This window comes from Rhodococcus gannanensis, from assembly GCF_042681175.1.
GTDB classification, from domain to species: domain Bacteria; phylum Actinomycetota; class Actinomycetes; order Mycobacteriales; family Mycobacteriaceae; genus Rhodococcus_G; species Rhodococcus_G gannanensis.
The window spans coordinates 72,960-89,699 of the sequence record NZ_JBHUFB010000022.1 but is presented as its reverse complement, the minus strand read 5'-3'; the positions used below and the strand labels follow the sequence as shown (position 1 = coordinate 89,699).

General features: G+C 71.8%; 1 protein-coding gene. It reads left to right on the top strand.

Annotation, left to right across the window (positions count from 1 at the left end; all coding sequences use genetic code 11):
* Positions 1–36 precede the first annotated feature (36 nt).
* The gene (locus tag ACFSJG_RS25790; RefSeq protein WP_378488100.1) at positions 37–16,734 is read left to right on the top strand and encodes an amino acid adenylation domain-containing protein; all 16,698 of its coding nucleotides are present in this window, start codon (positions 37–39) and stop codon (positions 16,732–16,734) included.
* The last annotated feature ends 6 nt before the right edge of the window (positions 16,735–16,740 follow it).

Sequence of the window (16,740 nt, the reverse complement as noted above, 5' to 3'; positions counted from 1 at the left end):
GCGACCTGAGGGCCGCCACACGAAGATCGGACACCCATGCAGTCGCTCTCGGACCCGACCGATCACGAGTACGACCTCGACAGGTGGTACCCGGCGACGGCCGCGCAGTCCGAGGTGTGGGTGGCGCAGCAGCTCGCGCCCGAGAGCCCTGCGTACAACATCGCGCTCACCGTCGAGATCGGTGGACCGCTGCACGTGGGCCGTGCGGTCGAGTCCGTCTACCGGACGATCCGACGAGCCGAGCCGCTGCACGTGCGATTCGCCCTCGGGCCGGACCGGGTACTGCGACAGCATCCACTCGACCCGGAGGCGTGGACGCTGCACGTCGTGGACCTGCGCGACCGGCCGGACCCCGAGGCCGCCGCCCGCGACTGGATCGACGCCGACATGCGGACGGTGTCCACCCTCGACAACGACGAGGCCCTGTTCACGCAGGCCGTCCTCCGGCTCGGTGCCGAACGCACCTGGTGGTACCAGCGCTACCACCACAGCGTCGTCGACGGCTTCGGCATCCTCCGGCTGGTCGAGGAGGTCATCGACCGGCAGAAGCAGCCGGACCTCGACGTCGCCGCGAAGGACTGGTCGTTGCGCGCCGCGGTCGACGCGGACCTCGACTACCGTGCGTCGGCCCGGTTCGAGGCCGACCGCGACCACTGGCTGTCGGCGATGGCCGAGGCGCCCGAGCCGCCCGCGCTGACGTCGCCGTCGCCGGATCCGGCCGCGCCCCCGATCTCGGCGACGGTGACTCTCGACCCGGAAACCGTTGCGGGACTGTACCGATATGCGGATTCGGCAGGCATTCGACGCACCCGGATCCCGTTCGCGATGATCGCCGGCTACCTGCACCGCGTCTCCGGCACCTCCGACCTCGTGCTGTCGGTACCGCTGACCGGGCGGGCAGGAAAGGCGCTGCGGCACCTGCCGTCCATGGCGTCGACGATCCTGCCGATGCGCCTGCGGATCGACCGTGACGCCACCCTCGCCGACCTGGTCGAACGCATCGACCGTGAGCTGATCGGCATGCTGCGCCACGGCCGGTACCGCGGCGAGGACCTCGCCCGCGAACTGCGCGCGAGCGATCCGTCGCGCCGGGTGTTCGGTCCCGGTGTCAACATCCTGATGTTCGAGCATCAGATGACCTTCGGAGGGCATCCCGCGTTCCCGCAGCACATGGTCACCGGTGCGATCGGTGACCTCGACTTCACCGTCCAGGGCGGACAGGACGGTGAACCGCTGCGCATCGACGTGCGGGTCGGTGCGGGGCTCGCCGACGATCTCGAACGACACCGCACCCAGCTCACCGAGTTCCTGCGCGGCCTCGCAGCCGATCCGCAGGCGCCGGTCGACTCCGTCGACGTGATGTCCGCGCGGCAGCGTGACCGAATCCTGGTGGAGTGGAACGACACCGCGCGCCCCGAGGTGGAGCGCACGGTCCCGGAGGCCTTCGCGGCGCAGGTCGCGGCGAGTCCGGACGCGGAAGCGCTGGTCGCCGGGGACGTCCGGATGACGTACGGGGAGCTCGGAACTCGGGTGAACCAGCTCGCCCGGCACCTCGCCGAACGTGGACTGCGGTCGGAAGAGGTCGTGGCGGTGGGGCTTCCGCGGTCCCCGGAGATGGTGGTCGGACTGCTCGCGGTGATGGCGGCCGGTGGCGCCTTCGTCCCGCTCGACCCGGCCTGGCCCGCGGACCGCCGGGCCCAGGTCCTCGCCGACGCCGGTGCGCGCCTCGTCCTGACCGGACCGGACGGGGTGCCGGCCGACTCCGACGCGGCGGTGGCCGTCGACCTCGCGGACTGGGCTCACGGACACCACGCAGGCGACCCGGTGCCGTGTTCGGCGCGCGGCCAGTCGCTGGCGTACGTCATCTTCACCTCGGGTTCCACCGGCAGGCCCAAGGGTGCGATGATCCGGCACGAGGCGATCTGCGCCCGCCTCGACTGGCAGGTCCGGGAGATCCTCGGCTTCGGGCCGGGTGACGCCTCACTCTTCAAGGCGCCCTTGTCCTTCGACATCTCCGTCAACGAGATCCTGCTGCCGCTGGTGTCGGGCGGACGTCTGGTCGTCGCCGAGTCCGGGGCCGAACGTGACCCGCACCTGCTGCTCGACCTGATCGACCGCGAACGCGTCACCTTCGTGTACCTGGTGTCGTCGATGCTGTCGGTGCTCCTCGACCTCGCGGAGGGCGGTTCCGCCCTGGACGGGCTGCGGCACGTCTGGTGCGGCGGCGAGGTGCTGACCCCGGAACTGTTCGACAGATTCCGTAGGCAGCTCGGCACCACGCTGTACCACGGCTACGGCCCCGCGGAGGCGACGATCGGCGTCTCGCACGTGGTGTACCGGGACAGCGCCGAACGCATCGCCACGTCGATCGGCCGACCCAACCCGAACACACAGCTGTACGTGCTGGACTCCCGGCTGCGCCCCGTCCCGCCCGGCACCGCGGGGGAGTTGTACGCGGCCGGCTACCTGCTCGGTCGCGGCTACGTCGGCGCCCCGGGAATCACTGCCGCCCGGTTCGTTGCGAACCCCTTCGGGCACAGTGAGACTCGCCTGTACCGGACCGGTGACCTCGCCCGGTGGACGGAGGACGGCACGCTCGACTTCGTCGGCCGCGCCGACAACCAGGTCAAGATCCGGGGCATGCGTCTCGAACTCGAGGACGTCGAGTCCGCGCTGAGCAGGCATCCCGGTGTCCGGCAGAGCGCGGTGCTGGTCCGCGAGAGCGGTGGCGCCAAGTATCTCGCCGCCTACGTGATCTCGGACGACGGGAGCCTCGACGGTCCGGCCGTCAAGGAGTGGGCGGCCACCCAGTTACCGGAGTACATGGTCCCGACCGCGGTGGTGGTGCTCGACCGGTTCCCACTGACCGCGAACGGCAAGGTGGACCGGCGGGCGCTGCCGGAACCCGATCTCCGGGCTGGACTCGAGGGCATCGCGCCGCGCTCCGATCTCGAGCATCGACTCGCCGCGATCGTCGCCGGGGTCCTGGGACTGGAGTCCGTCGGTGTCACAGACGACTTCTTCGCCCTCGGTGGCGACAGTATCGTCGCCATCCAGGTGGTGAACCAGGCCCGGACAGCCGGCCTGGTTCTCGCTGCCCGCGAGGTGTTCTCGCTGCGCACTGTCGCGGCGATGGCTCGCGCCCTCGACGGCCGCGATGTCGCGGAGGTTGACGTCGACGACATCGCGGTCGGCGAGATCGCCGAGACCCCGATCATTGCGCACACCCGCGCGGGCGGCGGCGCGGTGGCCCGCTTCCACCAGTCGGTGCTGCTGACCGTCCCGGCGGGCGTGGACGACGACACGCTCGGCGGCGCCCTGCACACTCTGGTGCAACGGCATCCTGCGCTGAGTGCCCGACTGCGACGCGGCGACAAGTGGTCGCTCGTCGTCCCCGAGTCCGTCGACGCACTCGGCCTGCTGCGCACGGTCCCGCTTCCCGGCCCCGACACGCTCGACGATGCTGTTTCACGCGAAACACGCTCCGCGGCAGCACGACTGGATCCGGAAGCCGGGGTGATGCTGCAGGCGGTCCGATTCGACGGCGGCGCGGAGCCCGGTCGCGTGCTGCTCGTCGCCAACCACCTCGTCGTGGACGGGGTGTCGTGGCGGATCCTGGTCGAGGACCTCGCACGCGCGGTCGTCGCGCCGGACACCCTGACACCGACAGTCGGCGCGACCTCGCTGCGCCGCTGGTCGCAGTTGCTGCGGGAGAGCGCGGACACCGGTCGATTCGACTCCGAACTCGACCACTGGCGCACCACCCTGGACCACCTGCGGCGTTCGCACCCGGTCGCGCCGACCGGTACCTGGGCGGACGCGGACACCGTGACCGTGCACCTGGGTCCGGCCGTCACGGGTCCACTGCTGACCTCGGTGCCCGCCGCGTTCGCGGGCCGTGTCAACGACGTGCTGCTCACCGCGCTCGCCGCGGCCCTCGCACGGTCGCAGGCCGACGGCGGGACCGCGGTCGTGATCGACCTGGAGGGCCACGGCCGCGAGGAGGACGCGGCCGGGCGCCGGGTCGACCTCGGGCGGACCGTCGGCTGGTTCACCAGCCTGTACCCCGTCCTGATCGACGCGGGCACAGCTGATCCGGGTGACGCCGACGCGCTCGCCCGCGGCGTGAAGGCGGTCAAGGAACAGTTGCGTGCCGTGCCGGGCAACGGCATCGGCTACGGGGCACTGCGGTACCTCGCCGACGCGGACCTGGGCGGTGACGCCGCTGCGCAGGTGCTGTTCAACTACCTCGGCCGGGTGGCCGCGTCGAGTGACGGCGCCGGCGACTGGTTGCCGACCGCCGTCGGCGGCGCCGCAGACCCCGACGCCCCGATGCGGCACGCGATCACCGTCGACGCCGTCACCCACGACGGACCCGACGGGCCGACGCTGCGCACCACGATCACCTTCGCGCCCGGGACCGTTTCGCGCGCGCACGTCGAGGACCTCGCCGCGGGCTGGACCGACGCGTTGACCGCCCTCGCCGGGGTCGCCGACCGCGGCGGTCGCACACCGTCCGACTTCCCGGGTGCCCGGCTCGCGCAGGCGGACGTCGATCAGCTCGAGACGGCCGTCCCCGGCTTCGCCGACGTGCTCGCCCTGACACCGCTGCAGGAAGGCATCCACTTCCACAGCACCTTCGAGGGCGAGCACCTCGATCCCTATGTTGTGCAACAGGTCGTGGAGCTGACCGGTCCGGTCGACCCACCGACCCTCGCGTCCGCGTTGCAGGCGCTGGTGGATCGGCACGCGGCGCTCCGCACCGGCCTGCACGTGCTCGCCGACGGTCGCGTGGTGCAGGTCGTCGAGTCGCATCCGACGGTCCCGATGGGATTCGTCGACCTGTCCGGCCGCTCGGACGTCGAGGTCGAGGAACGTGTCGCCGCCCTGCTCGCGGACGACCGCGCCCGCGGATTCGATCTCGCCCGCCCGCCGCTGGTCCGCTACCTGCTGGTGCGCACCGGGCCGGACCGAAGTGTGCTGCTGCAGTCGATCCACCATGTCGTCGCGGACGGCTGGTCGGTGCCGGTGATGTTGCGCGAACTCCTCGCCCTGTACACACCCGAGGGCCCGGCGCCGGTGCTTCCGCAGCCCACGCCCTACCGGAACTACCTGCACTGGCTGGCGGACCGGGACCGGTCTGCCTCGCTGGACCTCTGGCGCGCCGCACTCGCCGGCGTCGACGACGGCGGCCTCGTCGCATCGAGCGGCGCCACCGGAGACGCCGTGGACGCGGTCTCGGTCCGGCTGCCCGCTGATCGCACCGCCGCGCTCGCCGAGTTCGGCCGCGGTCACGGCCTGACCACCAGCACCCTCGTGCACGGCCTGTGGGGGCTGCTGCTCGGGCAGCTGTCCGGGCGCGAGGACGTGCTGTTCGGGTCCACCGTGTCCGGCCGCGGCGGTGACCTGCCCGGGATCGAGACGATGGTCGGACTGTTCATCAACACCGTGCCCGCGCGGATGCGGTTCCGTGGTGACGAACCGGTGGTGGAGGCGCTGGCCCGCTGGCAGCGGGAACAGTCCGAACTGCTCGACCATCAGTACCTCGGGCTGGGCGACCTGCGGCGAATCACCGGTCTGCAGAACCTCTTCGACACGCTCGTCGTGTTCGAGAACTATCCCCTCGGGCACGGACCCGCCACGGACGTCACCGGCCGGGTCGCGATCACCGGCATCCGCTTCGAGGAGAACCCGCCCTACCCGGTGACCCTGCTCGTCGCGCCGGGCGACGAACTGCGGCTGGAGGTCAAGTATCGGCCCGCCGTCGTCGACGGGGCCACCGCACGCTCCCTCGCCGAGGGCATGATCGCGCTGCTCGACCAGGTGTCCGCCGCGCCCGCCACGCCGATAGCGGCACTCGACCCGTCCGGACGTGGCGGTGACCGGCGGTGGTCGCCGTCGCCGCGCGACGCCACCACGCTCACCGAACTCCTGGACGAATCCGCGCACACTCATCCGGACGCGGTGGCCGTCGAGTTCGAGGGCGCGACGCTGACGTACGCGGAGCTGCACGAGCACGCGAACCGGTTGGCGCACAGGCTCGTCGAACGGGGTGTCGGAGCCGAGTCGGTGGTCGCCGTCGCGCTGGGCCGCTCCCTCGAACTGATGGTCGCGCTGCTCGCAGTCGGCAAGGCGGGCGGTGCCTACCTGCCGCTGGACCTGGACTACCCGGCCGAACGCCTGGCGATGATGGTGGACGACGCCCGTCCGGTGGTCGTGTTGACCGGACCCGGCGGCATCGACACCGCAGCCGAGCAATTGGTCGTCGACCTCGGGGACAGGGGCGGGGACGCCTCCTTCCTGCCGCGCCGCGCGCGCGCCGATCACCCCGCGTACGTCATCTACACCTCGGGCTCGACCGGTCGCCCCAAGGGTGTCGCCGTCCCGCACCGCGGGGTCGTGAACCGCCTGCGCTGGTTGCAGTCCGAGGAACCGCTCGCCCCGGGGGACCGGGTGCTGCAGAAGACGCCGTCGAGTTTCGACGTGTCGGTGCCCGAGTTCTTCGGACCGCTGATCGCCGGCGCGACCGTCGTCCTCGCCCGCCCGGGCGGGCACCGCGACCCCGCTCACCTGGCCGAGCTGATCTCCGCGACGGGAATCACCCGCGCCCACTTCGTACCCTCGATGGTGGACCTGTTCCTCGCCGAACCCGCTGCACCGCGGTGCACCTCGCTACGGATTGTCGCCTGCTCCGGTGAGGCGCTGCCCGCCGCGACCGCCCGCCGGTTCGCGCAGGTCCTGCCAGGCGTCCGGCTCGACAACCTGTACGGGCCGACCGAGGCGTCGGTCGAAGTGACCCACCACTTCGGCGCCGAGTCGATCGCCCCGTCGGCGACGTCGGTACCGATCGGGACACCTGTCGCGAACACTCGGGTGTACGTCCTCGACCGCTACCTGCGGCCCGCACCCGACGGGTTCACCGGCGAGCTGTACCTTGCCGGACCGCAACTCGCCCGCGGCTACCTCCGCCGGCCGGCCCTGACCGCCGACCGTTTCGTCGCCGACCCGTTCGTGGCGGGGGAGCGGATGTATCGCACGGGTGACCTGGTGCGCTGGATCGATGGCGAACTGGACTACCTCGGTCGCGCCGACAACCAGGTCAAGCTTCGCGGATTCCGCATCGAGCTCGGCGAGATCGAGGCGGCGCTGCTGCGCGACCCGTCCGTCGCGCAGGCCGCCGTCGTGGTGCGGGAGGACCGGCCCGGTCACCAGCAGCTCGTGGCGTACGTGGTACCTGTGCGCACTTCTGGTAGCGCGGACTACCAGAAGTGCGCACAGGCGCTGCCGGCGCATATGGTGCCGAGCGCATACGTGGAACTCGACGCGCTGCCGCTGACCCCCAGCGGCAAACTCGACCGGTCAGCCTTGCCCGCACCGGATTTCGCCGCCGTCGCGACCCCGTCTGCCCCGGCCGCCGCTGCCGACGGCCGGATCGCGCACCTCGTCGCGGAGGTGCTCGGCCTCGAACGCGTCGGCGCTGACGACGACTTCTTCGCGCTCGGCGGGGACTCCATCCTCGCGATCCGCCTCGTCAACGTCGCGCGCCGGGAGGGCTTGACGCTGACCCCGCGGCAGGTGTTCGAGGCGCGCACCCCGGCGGCGCTCGCGCGGCTGCTCGGTGAGAGCACCCTCGACGCGGCCGCTGCCGGAGCGACCGCCGGCTCCGCCCGGCCCGACGACGGAATCGGGGAACTGAACCCGCTGCCTGTCGTGCACCGGCTGTCCGAATGGTCCGGTGGCACGGACCGTTTCAACCAGTCGATGCTCGTTCACCTGCCGGCCGGACTCGACACCGCCACGCTGACCGCCGCGCTGCAGGCCGTGCTCGACCACCACGACGGCCTGCGCGCCGTCCTCACCCGGCATGCTCCCGGTGTCTGGTCCCTGCGGACCACCGCACGTGGAACGGTCGACGCGGCAACCGTTCTCACCGCCGTGACCGCCGACTCCGACACCCTGCGCGCGACGGTTGCCGAGCAGTCTGCCGCTGCTGCCGCCCGCCTCGATCCCGAACGGGGAGTCATGGTGCAGGCCGTGCACCTCGACGCCGGGCCGGGCACGGCCGGACGGTTGCTGATCGTCGCGCACCACCTGGTCGTCGACGGCGTGTCCTGGCGCATCCTGCTCGAGGACCTCGCGATGGCGGCCGTCGCGGTCGCGGCCGGGGAGCGACCTGCCCTCGACCCGGTGGGCACCTCCCTGCGCCGCTTCGGTGCGCTCGTCACCGAGCAGGCGACGCACGCCGCACGACTGCGCGAGCTCGGCCACTGGACCGCGGTCACCGCACCCGGTGCCGCCCTGGTACCCGAGTCCTCCGGGGACGCCACCATCGGAACCGGCGCGCAGCACCGCGTCTCCCTCGCTCCGGACGTCACGGCGACGGTGCTCGGCGCGGGCGCGACCCTCGCGAACGCGGACGTCACCGACGTGCTCGTCGCGGCGCTCCGCATCGCGGTGACCCGCTGGCAGCACGACACCGGCCGCGAGACGTCCGACCTGCTCGTCGACCTCGAACGCCACGGGCGCGAGGAACTCGCCGACAGTGTCGACCTGTCCCGCACGGTCGGCTGGTTCACCAATATCGCGCCGGTGCGCCTCGCTGCCGGGGAGGAGCCCGGCGCCGTCCTCGCGGACGTCAAGGAGCGGCTGCGGGCCGCACCCGACGGCGGAATCGGCTACGGCATGCTGCGTTTCGTCGGCGGCCGCACCGCGGGACCGCTCGCCGCGGGGGAGCGGTCGCAGGTGCTGTTCAACTACCTGGGCCGGATGCCCGCCGCCGGGACCGGGGCGGCGTGGACGCCTGCACTCGAATCCGACGCCCTCGCCGCCGATCCCGACACCGACATGGGCGGACCGTACCGGCTGATCGTCAACGCGATCTGCGAGGAGACCGCCGACGGCCCCGTGCTGACCGCCGTGTTCGGCAGGTCGGAACTCGGCCTCACCGAGGCCGACGGGATGGCGCTCGCCGACGGCTGGGCGCAGGCACTGCGCGACATCGCCGACACCGCAAGCGAACACGACGGCCCGGCGACACTCACACCGTCCGACGTTCCGCTCGTGGCGCTGTCGCAGTCGGAACTCGACACCGTCGTCGCACACTCCCCGGCCGGTGTCGAGGCGGTGTGGCCGCTGTCGCCGCTGCAGGAGGGCCTGTACTTCCAGGCCACGTTCGACGACACCGACGACATCTACACGGCCCAGTTCTCGCTCGACTTCGGGCATCGGCTCGACCTCGATCGGCTCACGGCCGCCCTGCGCACCCTCCAACGCCGCAACCCCACGCTGCGTGCGGGATTCGTCAGCGCCGGACTGCCGTCGCCGGTCCAGTTCGTGACCGCGGACTGCGACGTCCCGATCACCGAACACGACCTGCGTGGCCTCGCCGACCCCGAGGCCCGCGCCGCGGAACTGGCTGCCGCCGACCGGCTCACTCCGTTCGATCTGACAGCGCCGCCGCTGTGGCGGGCGATGGTGCTGCGCCTCGCTGACGACCACGACCGGCTCGTGGTCAACCGCGAGTTCCTGCTGTGGGATGGCTGGTCCAACGGCATCGTCGTGGGGCAATTGCTCGCGCTGTACGACTCGGCGGGCGACGACGGCGGGCTGCCCGCCCCGACCGGCGGATTCCCCGACTACCTCGTCTGGCTCGCCGAACGCGACGCCGACGAGGGCCGCGCCCGCTGGCGAGCCGCGCTGTCCGGAGTCGCGGAGCCGACGCTGCTCGGCGCGCCGGTTCCCGGTCCGCCGCAGCTGCCGGGCCGGCACGACACGGTGCTGTCGGAGGAATTCGGGGTGCGGCTGCGTGACTGCGCCGCCACCGCGGGGGTGACCGTCAACGTGGTGCTGTCCGCCGCTCTCGCGCTCGTGCTCGGCGGTGTCACCGGGCGTGACGACGTCGTCTTCGGTACCACCGTCGCGGGCCGCCCGCCGGAGGTCGAGGGCATCGACACCGTCGCCGGGCTGTTCCTCAACACCGTTCCCGTCCGGGTCCGGTTGCGGCCGGACGAGTCGGTCGCGGAACTGCTGCGCCGCAGCCAGTCCGAACGTCTCGACCTGACCGCCTACGACTGGCTCGGCCTGGCGAACATCGGACGCGAATCCGAGCACCGGCAGCTGTTCGACGTCCTGTACGTGCTGCAGAACTTCGTCGACGAGAACCAGGTGTCGGCGCTGAACGCCGCCCACGACATCAGCGGCGGCGACAGCATCGACCACACCCACTACCCGCTGACCGTCGTGGTCACGCCCGGCCGGGAGATGCGGGTCAAGTTCGAGTTCCGCCCGGAAGCGATCGACGGCGGAACTGCGCGGGCGCTGCTCGACCGGTTCGTCGGTGTCCTCGAACAGCTCGTCGACGGTCGGGACGTCGCGGTCGGATCGCTCGCGGTGGTCACCGCGGAGGAGCGGGCCGCCCTGGCCGCGCACCCCGCAGACCGCGAGCTGCCCGACGTCACCGTCGCCGACCTGTTCGCGGATGCCGCGGCGCGTCTGCCCGAGCAGGTGGCACTCGTGTTCGGGGACGAACGCGTCACCTACGCCGAACTCGACGGCCGGATCAACGCGCTCGCCAGACGCCTGATCGCGTCCGGTGCCGGCCCGGAAGCGATCGTCGCGCTCGGCCTGCCGCGGTCCACCGACATGGTGGTGGCGCTGTTCGCGGTGCTCCGCACCGGTGCGGCCTACCTGCCTCTGGAACTCGACCATCCCGCGGAGCGGCTGGTGGGGATGCTCGACGACGCCCGACCCGTCGTCCTCGTCAGCACTATCGCGGTGCGGGCGACGCTCGACTGGGACGGTGCCGTACTGCTTCTCGACGAACCGGCAGGGCGGGAGTGGGCCACCACTGCGCTCTCCGGCGCCGAGCTGGGGTCGTTCGCACCCGGTACGCCGGGGCGCCTCGACCATCCCGCGTACGTGATCTACACGTCCGGGTCGACCGGCGCCCCCAAGGGCGTGGTCACCGGTTACCGCGGCCTGACGAACATGCAGTTCAACCACCGCGCCGAGATCTTCGACCCGACGGCCGCGCTCACCGGCGGAAGGGTCCTGCGGATCGCGCACACGGTGTCGTTCGCGTTCGACATGTCGTGGGAGGAACTGCTGTGGCTCGTCGAGGGCCACGAGGTGCACATCTGCGACGAACAGCTGCGCCGTGACCCGGAACAGCTTGTCGCGTACTGCAACACACACTCTGTGGACGTCGTCAACGTCACGCCTACCTACGCCCAGCACCTCTTCGACGCGGGGCTGCTCGGCGACGGTCCCGGCGAGCACCGGCCGCCGCTGGTCCTGCTCGGCGGCGAGGCTGTTCCCGATTCGGTGTGGAACACGCTGCGCGACACCGAGGGAACGTTCGGCTACAACCTGTACGGGCCCACCGAGTACACGATCAACACCCTCGGAGCCGGTACCGGCGACAGCGACGCGTCCACCGTCGGCACGCCCATCCGGGGCACCCGCGCCCACCTGCTCGACTCGTGGCTCCGCCCGGTGCCGGACGGCACCCCCGGCGAGCTGTACATCGCCGGAATCGGTCTGGCGCGCGGCTACCTCGGCCGTCCCGGCCTCACCGCGGACCGGTTCGTCGCCGACCCGCTCGACCCCGGCGCACGGATGTACCGGACCGGCGACCTGATGCGCCGCCGCCAGGACGGCATGCTCGACTACCTCGGCCGCACCGACGACCAGGTGAAGATCCGCGGGCACCGGGTCGAACTCGGCGAGGTGGAGTCCGCGGTCGCGGCCCTCGACGGCGTCCAGCGGTGTGCGGTCGTCGCGGTCCCGGGCCCGGGCGGCGGCAAGCGCCTCGTCGCCTACCTGGCTGTGCGCACTTCTGGTAGCCAGAACCACCACAAGTACGCACAGGCGCTGCGCGGCTCCCTGCCCGACTACATGGTGCCGAGCGCGTTCGTGGAGATCGACACCCTGCCGATGACCGTGAACGGCAAGCTCGACGTGCGGGCGCTGCCCCCGGTGCCCGATTCGGTGGGCGGCTCGTCCCGACCGCCTGCGGACCGGGTGGAGGCAGTGCTGTGCGCGCTGTTCGGTGAGGTGCTCGAGGTCCGGGACGTCGGGCCCGAGGACGACTTCTTCGACCTCGGTGGGCATTCCCTGCTCGCGACCCGCGTGATCAGCCGGGCGCGGGCCGCGCTGGACACCGAGCTGACGATGCGGGACCTGTTCGAGGCGCCGACAGTCGCCGACCTCGCCGAGCGGGTGCGGTCCCGCGTGTCCGCCGTCCGGCCGCCGCTCGTTCCGGCGACGCGACCGGACCGGATTCCGTTGTCGGCGGCGCAGCAGCGGCTGTGGCTCATCCAGCAGATGGACCGGGAGTCGGCCGCCTACAACTTCCCGATCGCCCTGCGTGTTCGCGGTGGATTGGACGGCACCGTCCTCGCCGCCGCTCTCGGGGACGTCGTCGCGAGGCACGAGTCGCTCCGGACCGTCTTCGATGCCGACGACGGTGTGCCCGTACAGCGGATCCTGGACGCGGTCACACCCGAGTTCCGGATCGTGGACGCGTCCGAGTCGACCGTTGCGGACCTGGTGCGGGCGGAGGTGTTGCGGCCGTTCGACCTGGCCCGCGACATCCCCGTGCGCGGCAGTCTGATCGGGCTCGGCGCACAGGACCAGGTGCTGGTCCTGGTGCTGCACCACATTGCGACCGACGAATGGTCGGATCGGCCGTTCCTGCGTGACCTGATGGTGGCGTACGCGTCCCGGCTCGGGGGCGAGCCGCCCGTGTGGGAGCCCCTGCCGGTGCAGTACGCGGACTTCACGCTGTGGCAGCGCGGGGTTCTCGGTGATCCGGCGGACGCGGTCTCGCTCGCCGGCCGGCAGCTCGGGTACTGGGAGCGGCGGCTGGACGGGGCGCCCGAGGAACTGGCGCTGCCCGCCGACCGGGCGCGACCGGCCCGGCAGAGCTTCGCGGGCGGTGCGATCGAACTCGACCTGCCCGCGGGCACGGCCGCGGCGTTGCGCGCCCTCGCCACGTCCACCGGCTCGAGCATGTTCATGGTGCTGCACGCCGCGTCGGCGGCACTGCTCACCAGAATCGGTGCAGGGGAGGATCTTCCGCTCGGTGCGCCGGTGGCGGGCCGTACCGAGCAGGGGCTCGACGACCTCGTCGGGTTCTTCGTCAACACCGTCGTCCTGCGCACCGACACCTCCGGCGACCCGACCTTCACCGAACTGCTCGGTCGGGTGCGGGAACTCGACCTGGAGGCGTTCGCGCACGCGGACGTGCCGTTCGAGTCGGTCGTCGAGCGGGTGAACCCGGTGCGCACGCTGTCGCGGAACCCGCTGTTCCAGGTGATGGTCGGCTACCACAGTCGTACCCCGGACGTCACCGATCTCGGTGACCTCACCCTGGAGCCGCTGTCCACCACCGAACGCACCGCGAAGTTCGATCTGGTGTTCAACTACACCGAATTCCTGCCCGGTACAGGGGATTCCGACGGTCGCATCCAGCTCCGGCTCGAGTACGGATCGGACCTGTTCGACAGGTCCACCGCCGAGACGATCGCCCGCCGTCAGCTCGGACTCCTGACTGTCGTCGCGGATGATCCGCAACGGCGGCTCGGTGCGATCGACGTGTTCGTTCCGGGCGAGCGGGACCGGGTCCTCGTGTCCTTCAACGACACCGGCCGTGTTGTTCCCGAGGAGACCCTGGACGCCTCGTTCGCGCGCTGGGTGCAGAGCTCGCCCGATGCCGTCGCCGTCGTCGACGAACATCGGTCGGCGACCTACGCGGAACTCGACGACCGCTCGGACCGGATCGCGTCGGTCCTCGCGGGACGCGGTGTCCGCACCGAATCCGTGGTGGGCCTGGCCGTGCCACGCTCCGTGGACATGGTCGCCGCCGTGCTCGGCGTGCTGAAACTCGGTGCGGCGTACCTGCCACTCGACCTGAGCCACCCCGCCGACCGCATCACCTACATGCTCGCGGACTCGGCGGCCCGGGTGCTGCTCTCCACGACCGCGGAGTCCGCGCGGATCGAGGCACCCGGCCTGGCTCGGGTCCTGCTCGACGATCCCGACGTGGCAGCCGAACTCGACGCTGCCACACCGCCGGACTGCGCCGTTCCGGACGGGATCGACCACGCCGCGTACGTCATCTACACCTCCGGGTCCACCGGGAAGCCGAAGGGCGCGATCGTCTCGCACGAGGGGATCTCCTCGCTCGTCGCGACCGCCGAGGACCGGATGCGCCTGGTACCCGGATCGGTCGTGATGCAGTTCGCCTCCGTCGGATTCGACGTGGCCGTGTTCGAACTGTCGATGGCGCTGTGCACCGGGTCGCGGCTCGTGATCGTGCCGGAACGTTCACGCGTCGCCGGCCCGGAGCTCACCGACTTCATGCACGCACAGGCGGTGACACACGCGATCCTCCCACCGTCCCTGATGGCGGCGTTGCCACCCGGCTGTCTCGTTCCGGAGGGCTGCACCGTACTCGTCGGCACCGAGACGGTGCCGCCGGACCTCATCGGGCGCTGGGCGCAGCGGCTGAACCTGCTCGCCGCGTACGGCCTCACCGAGGCCACTGTGAACAACACGCTCTGGCAGGCGAAGCCCGGCTGGAACCAGGCCGTCCCGATCGGCATCCCGGACCCGAACGAGCAGGCGTACGTGCTGGATTCGGCGCTGCGTCCCGTCCCGGTCGGGGTTGCGGGTGAGCTGTACATCGCGGGCCGCGGGCTCGCCCGCGGCTACCTCGGGAAGCCGGCGCTGACCGCGGGCCGCTTCGTCGCCGACCCGTTCGGGTCCGGACGGATGTACCGCACCGGCGATCTCGCCCGGTGGCGGGAGGACGCGGACAGCCCGTTCGGTGCCGTGCTCGACTTCCTCGGCCGAGTCGACGACCAGGTGAAGATCCGCGGTTTCCGGATCGAGCTCGGCGAGGTCGTCGCCGCACTCGCCGACGCCGCCGGGGTGGGCCAGGCGACGGTCGTCGTCGACCGGGCCGGGGCCATCGCCCGACTTATCGGGTACGTGGTTCCGGACGTCGGGACGGTCGACCCGGTCGCGGTGCGGGCGCACGTCGCCGCGTCGCTGCCCGACTACATGGTTCCGTCGGTGGTCCTCGTCCTCGACGGACCGCTGCCGCTCACCCCGAACGGCAAGCTCGACCGCAAGGCCCTGCCCGCCCCGGACTGGGCCGAGCTGACCGGCGACGTCGCCCCGCGCACCGAGCGGGAGGCGGTGCTCGCCGACCTGGTGGCCGAGATCCTGCACCTGCCCTCGGTGGGCGTCCACGACGACTTCTTCGCGCTCGGCGGGCACTCGATGGCCGCGATGCAGTTGGTCGGCCGGGTACGCGCCCGGCTCGGGGCCCAGCTGAGCATCCGTGAGGTGTTCGACGCTCCGACCGTCGCGGAACTCGCGGCCGCCACCGAACGGGGCGGCGGGGACCGGCCGCCGCTCGTTCGCCGCGATGGTGACGGACCCGTGCCCCTGTCCGCGGCCCAGCGGCGACAGTGGCGACAGCACACCGGCCTCGGCAGCCACGCGCTGTCCCTCTACCCGTCGGCTCCGCTCGACCCGTCGGTCCTGGCCGAGGCGCTCCGCGACGTGGTGGCGCGGCACGAGCCGCTGCGTACCGGGTACGTCGACCAGGGCGGTGTCGTGGTCGGGGTGCCCGTCGCGACCCCGACGGTCGACCAGGTGGACGCCACCGGTGCCGACCTGCGGTCGAGGGTGTTCGGGCTGGCGCAGCAACCGATGGATCTCGGCGCGTCGGCACCGATCCGGGTGACGCTCGTCGACGGTGACGACGGCGAGCAGGCATTGCTGCTGGTGATGCACTACCTCGCGGTCGACGAGTGGTCGGTGGTGCCGCTGCTCGGCGAACTGCTCGCCGCCTACGGGGCACGGGCCGCCGGTGCGGTACCCGAGCTGCCCGAACTGCCGGTCTCCTACCGCGACTACGTGGCGTGGCAGCGGGAGCTGCTCGGGGACCCCGCCGACGCGGGCGGCCGCCACGCCCGTCAGCTGGCCTACTGGAAGGACCGCCTCGTCGACGTGTCCGAGCCGCGCCTTCCGGCGGGGTCGGACAATCACACTCCGGCGGGGCCGGACGATCTCCCCACGGCAGGCGTGGTCGTGCTCCCGATCGACGCGGACCTGCACGCGGCGATCGACGCCCTGGCCCGGCGGACGTCGACGTCGATGTTCATGGTCCTGCAGACCGCGCTGGCGCTGGCGTTGACCGAGGAGGGTGCGGGTACCGATCTGCCGATCGGTGCGCTGGTGGCCGGCCGTCCGGAGGAGGCGCTGGCCCCGCTGATCGGCTGCTTCGCCGACACGGTGGTCCTGCGGACCGACACCTCGGGGGAGCCGTCGTTCGAGCAGGTACTGGCTCGGGTGCGGGAGTCGAACCTCACGGCGCTCGACCACCAGGACGTCGGGTTCGACGACGTGGCGACGGAACTCGGATTCGACGACCGGACGCCGCGCGTCGTGATCGTGCATCACGAGCAGGCCCGGCTCGGTGCGGTCGACGAGGTGTTCGGCGCGCTGGTGCCGGTACCGGTCGGGGTTCCGCAGGCGGATCTGACGCTGAGTTTCCACGAACCGTCGGGCCCCGGACCGGTCCACACATTCCTCGCATATCGGACGGATGCCTTGTCGCCCGAGGGGGCGGGCCGAATTGCAAGGCGCACAAGTGAACTCGTCACCGACGCCTGTGTGGACGTCGGATCGGCGAAGAAAGGGATCGGTGACGCGCGATGACACCTG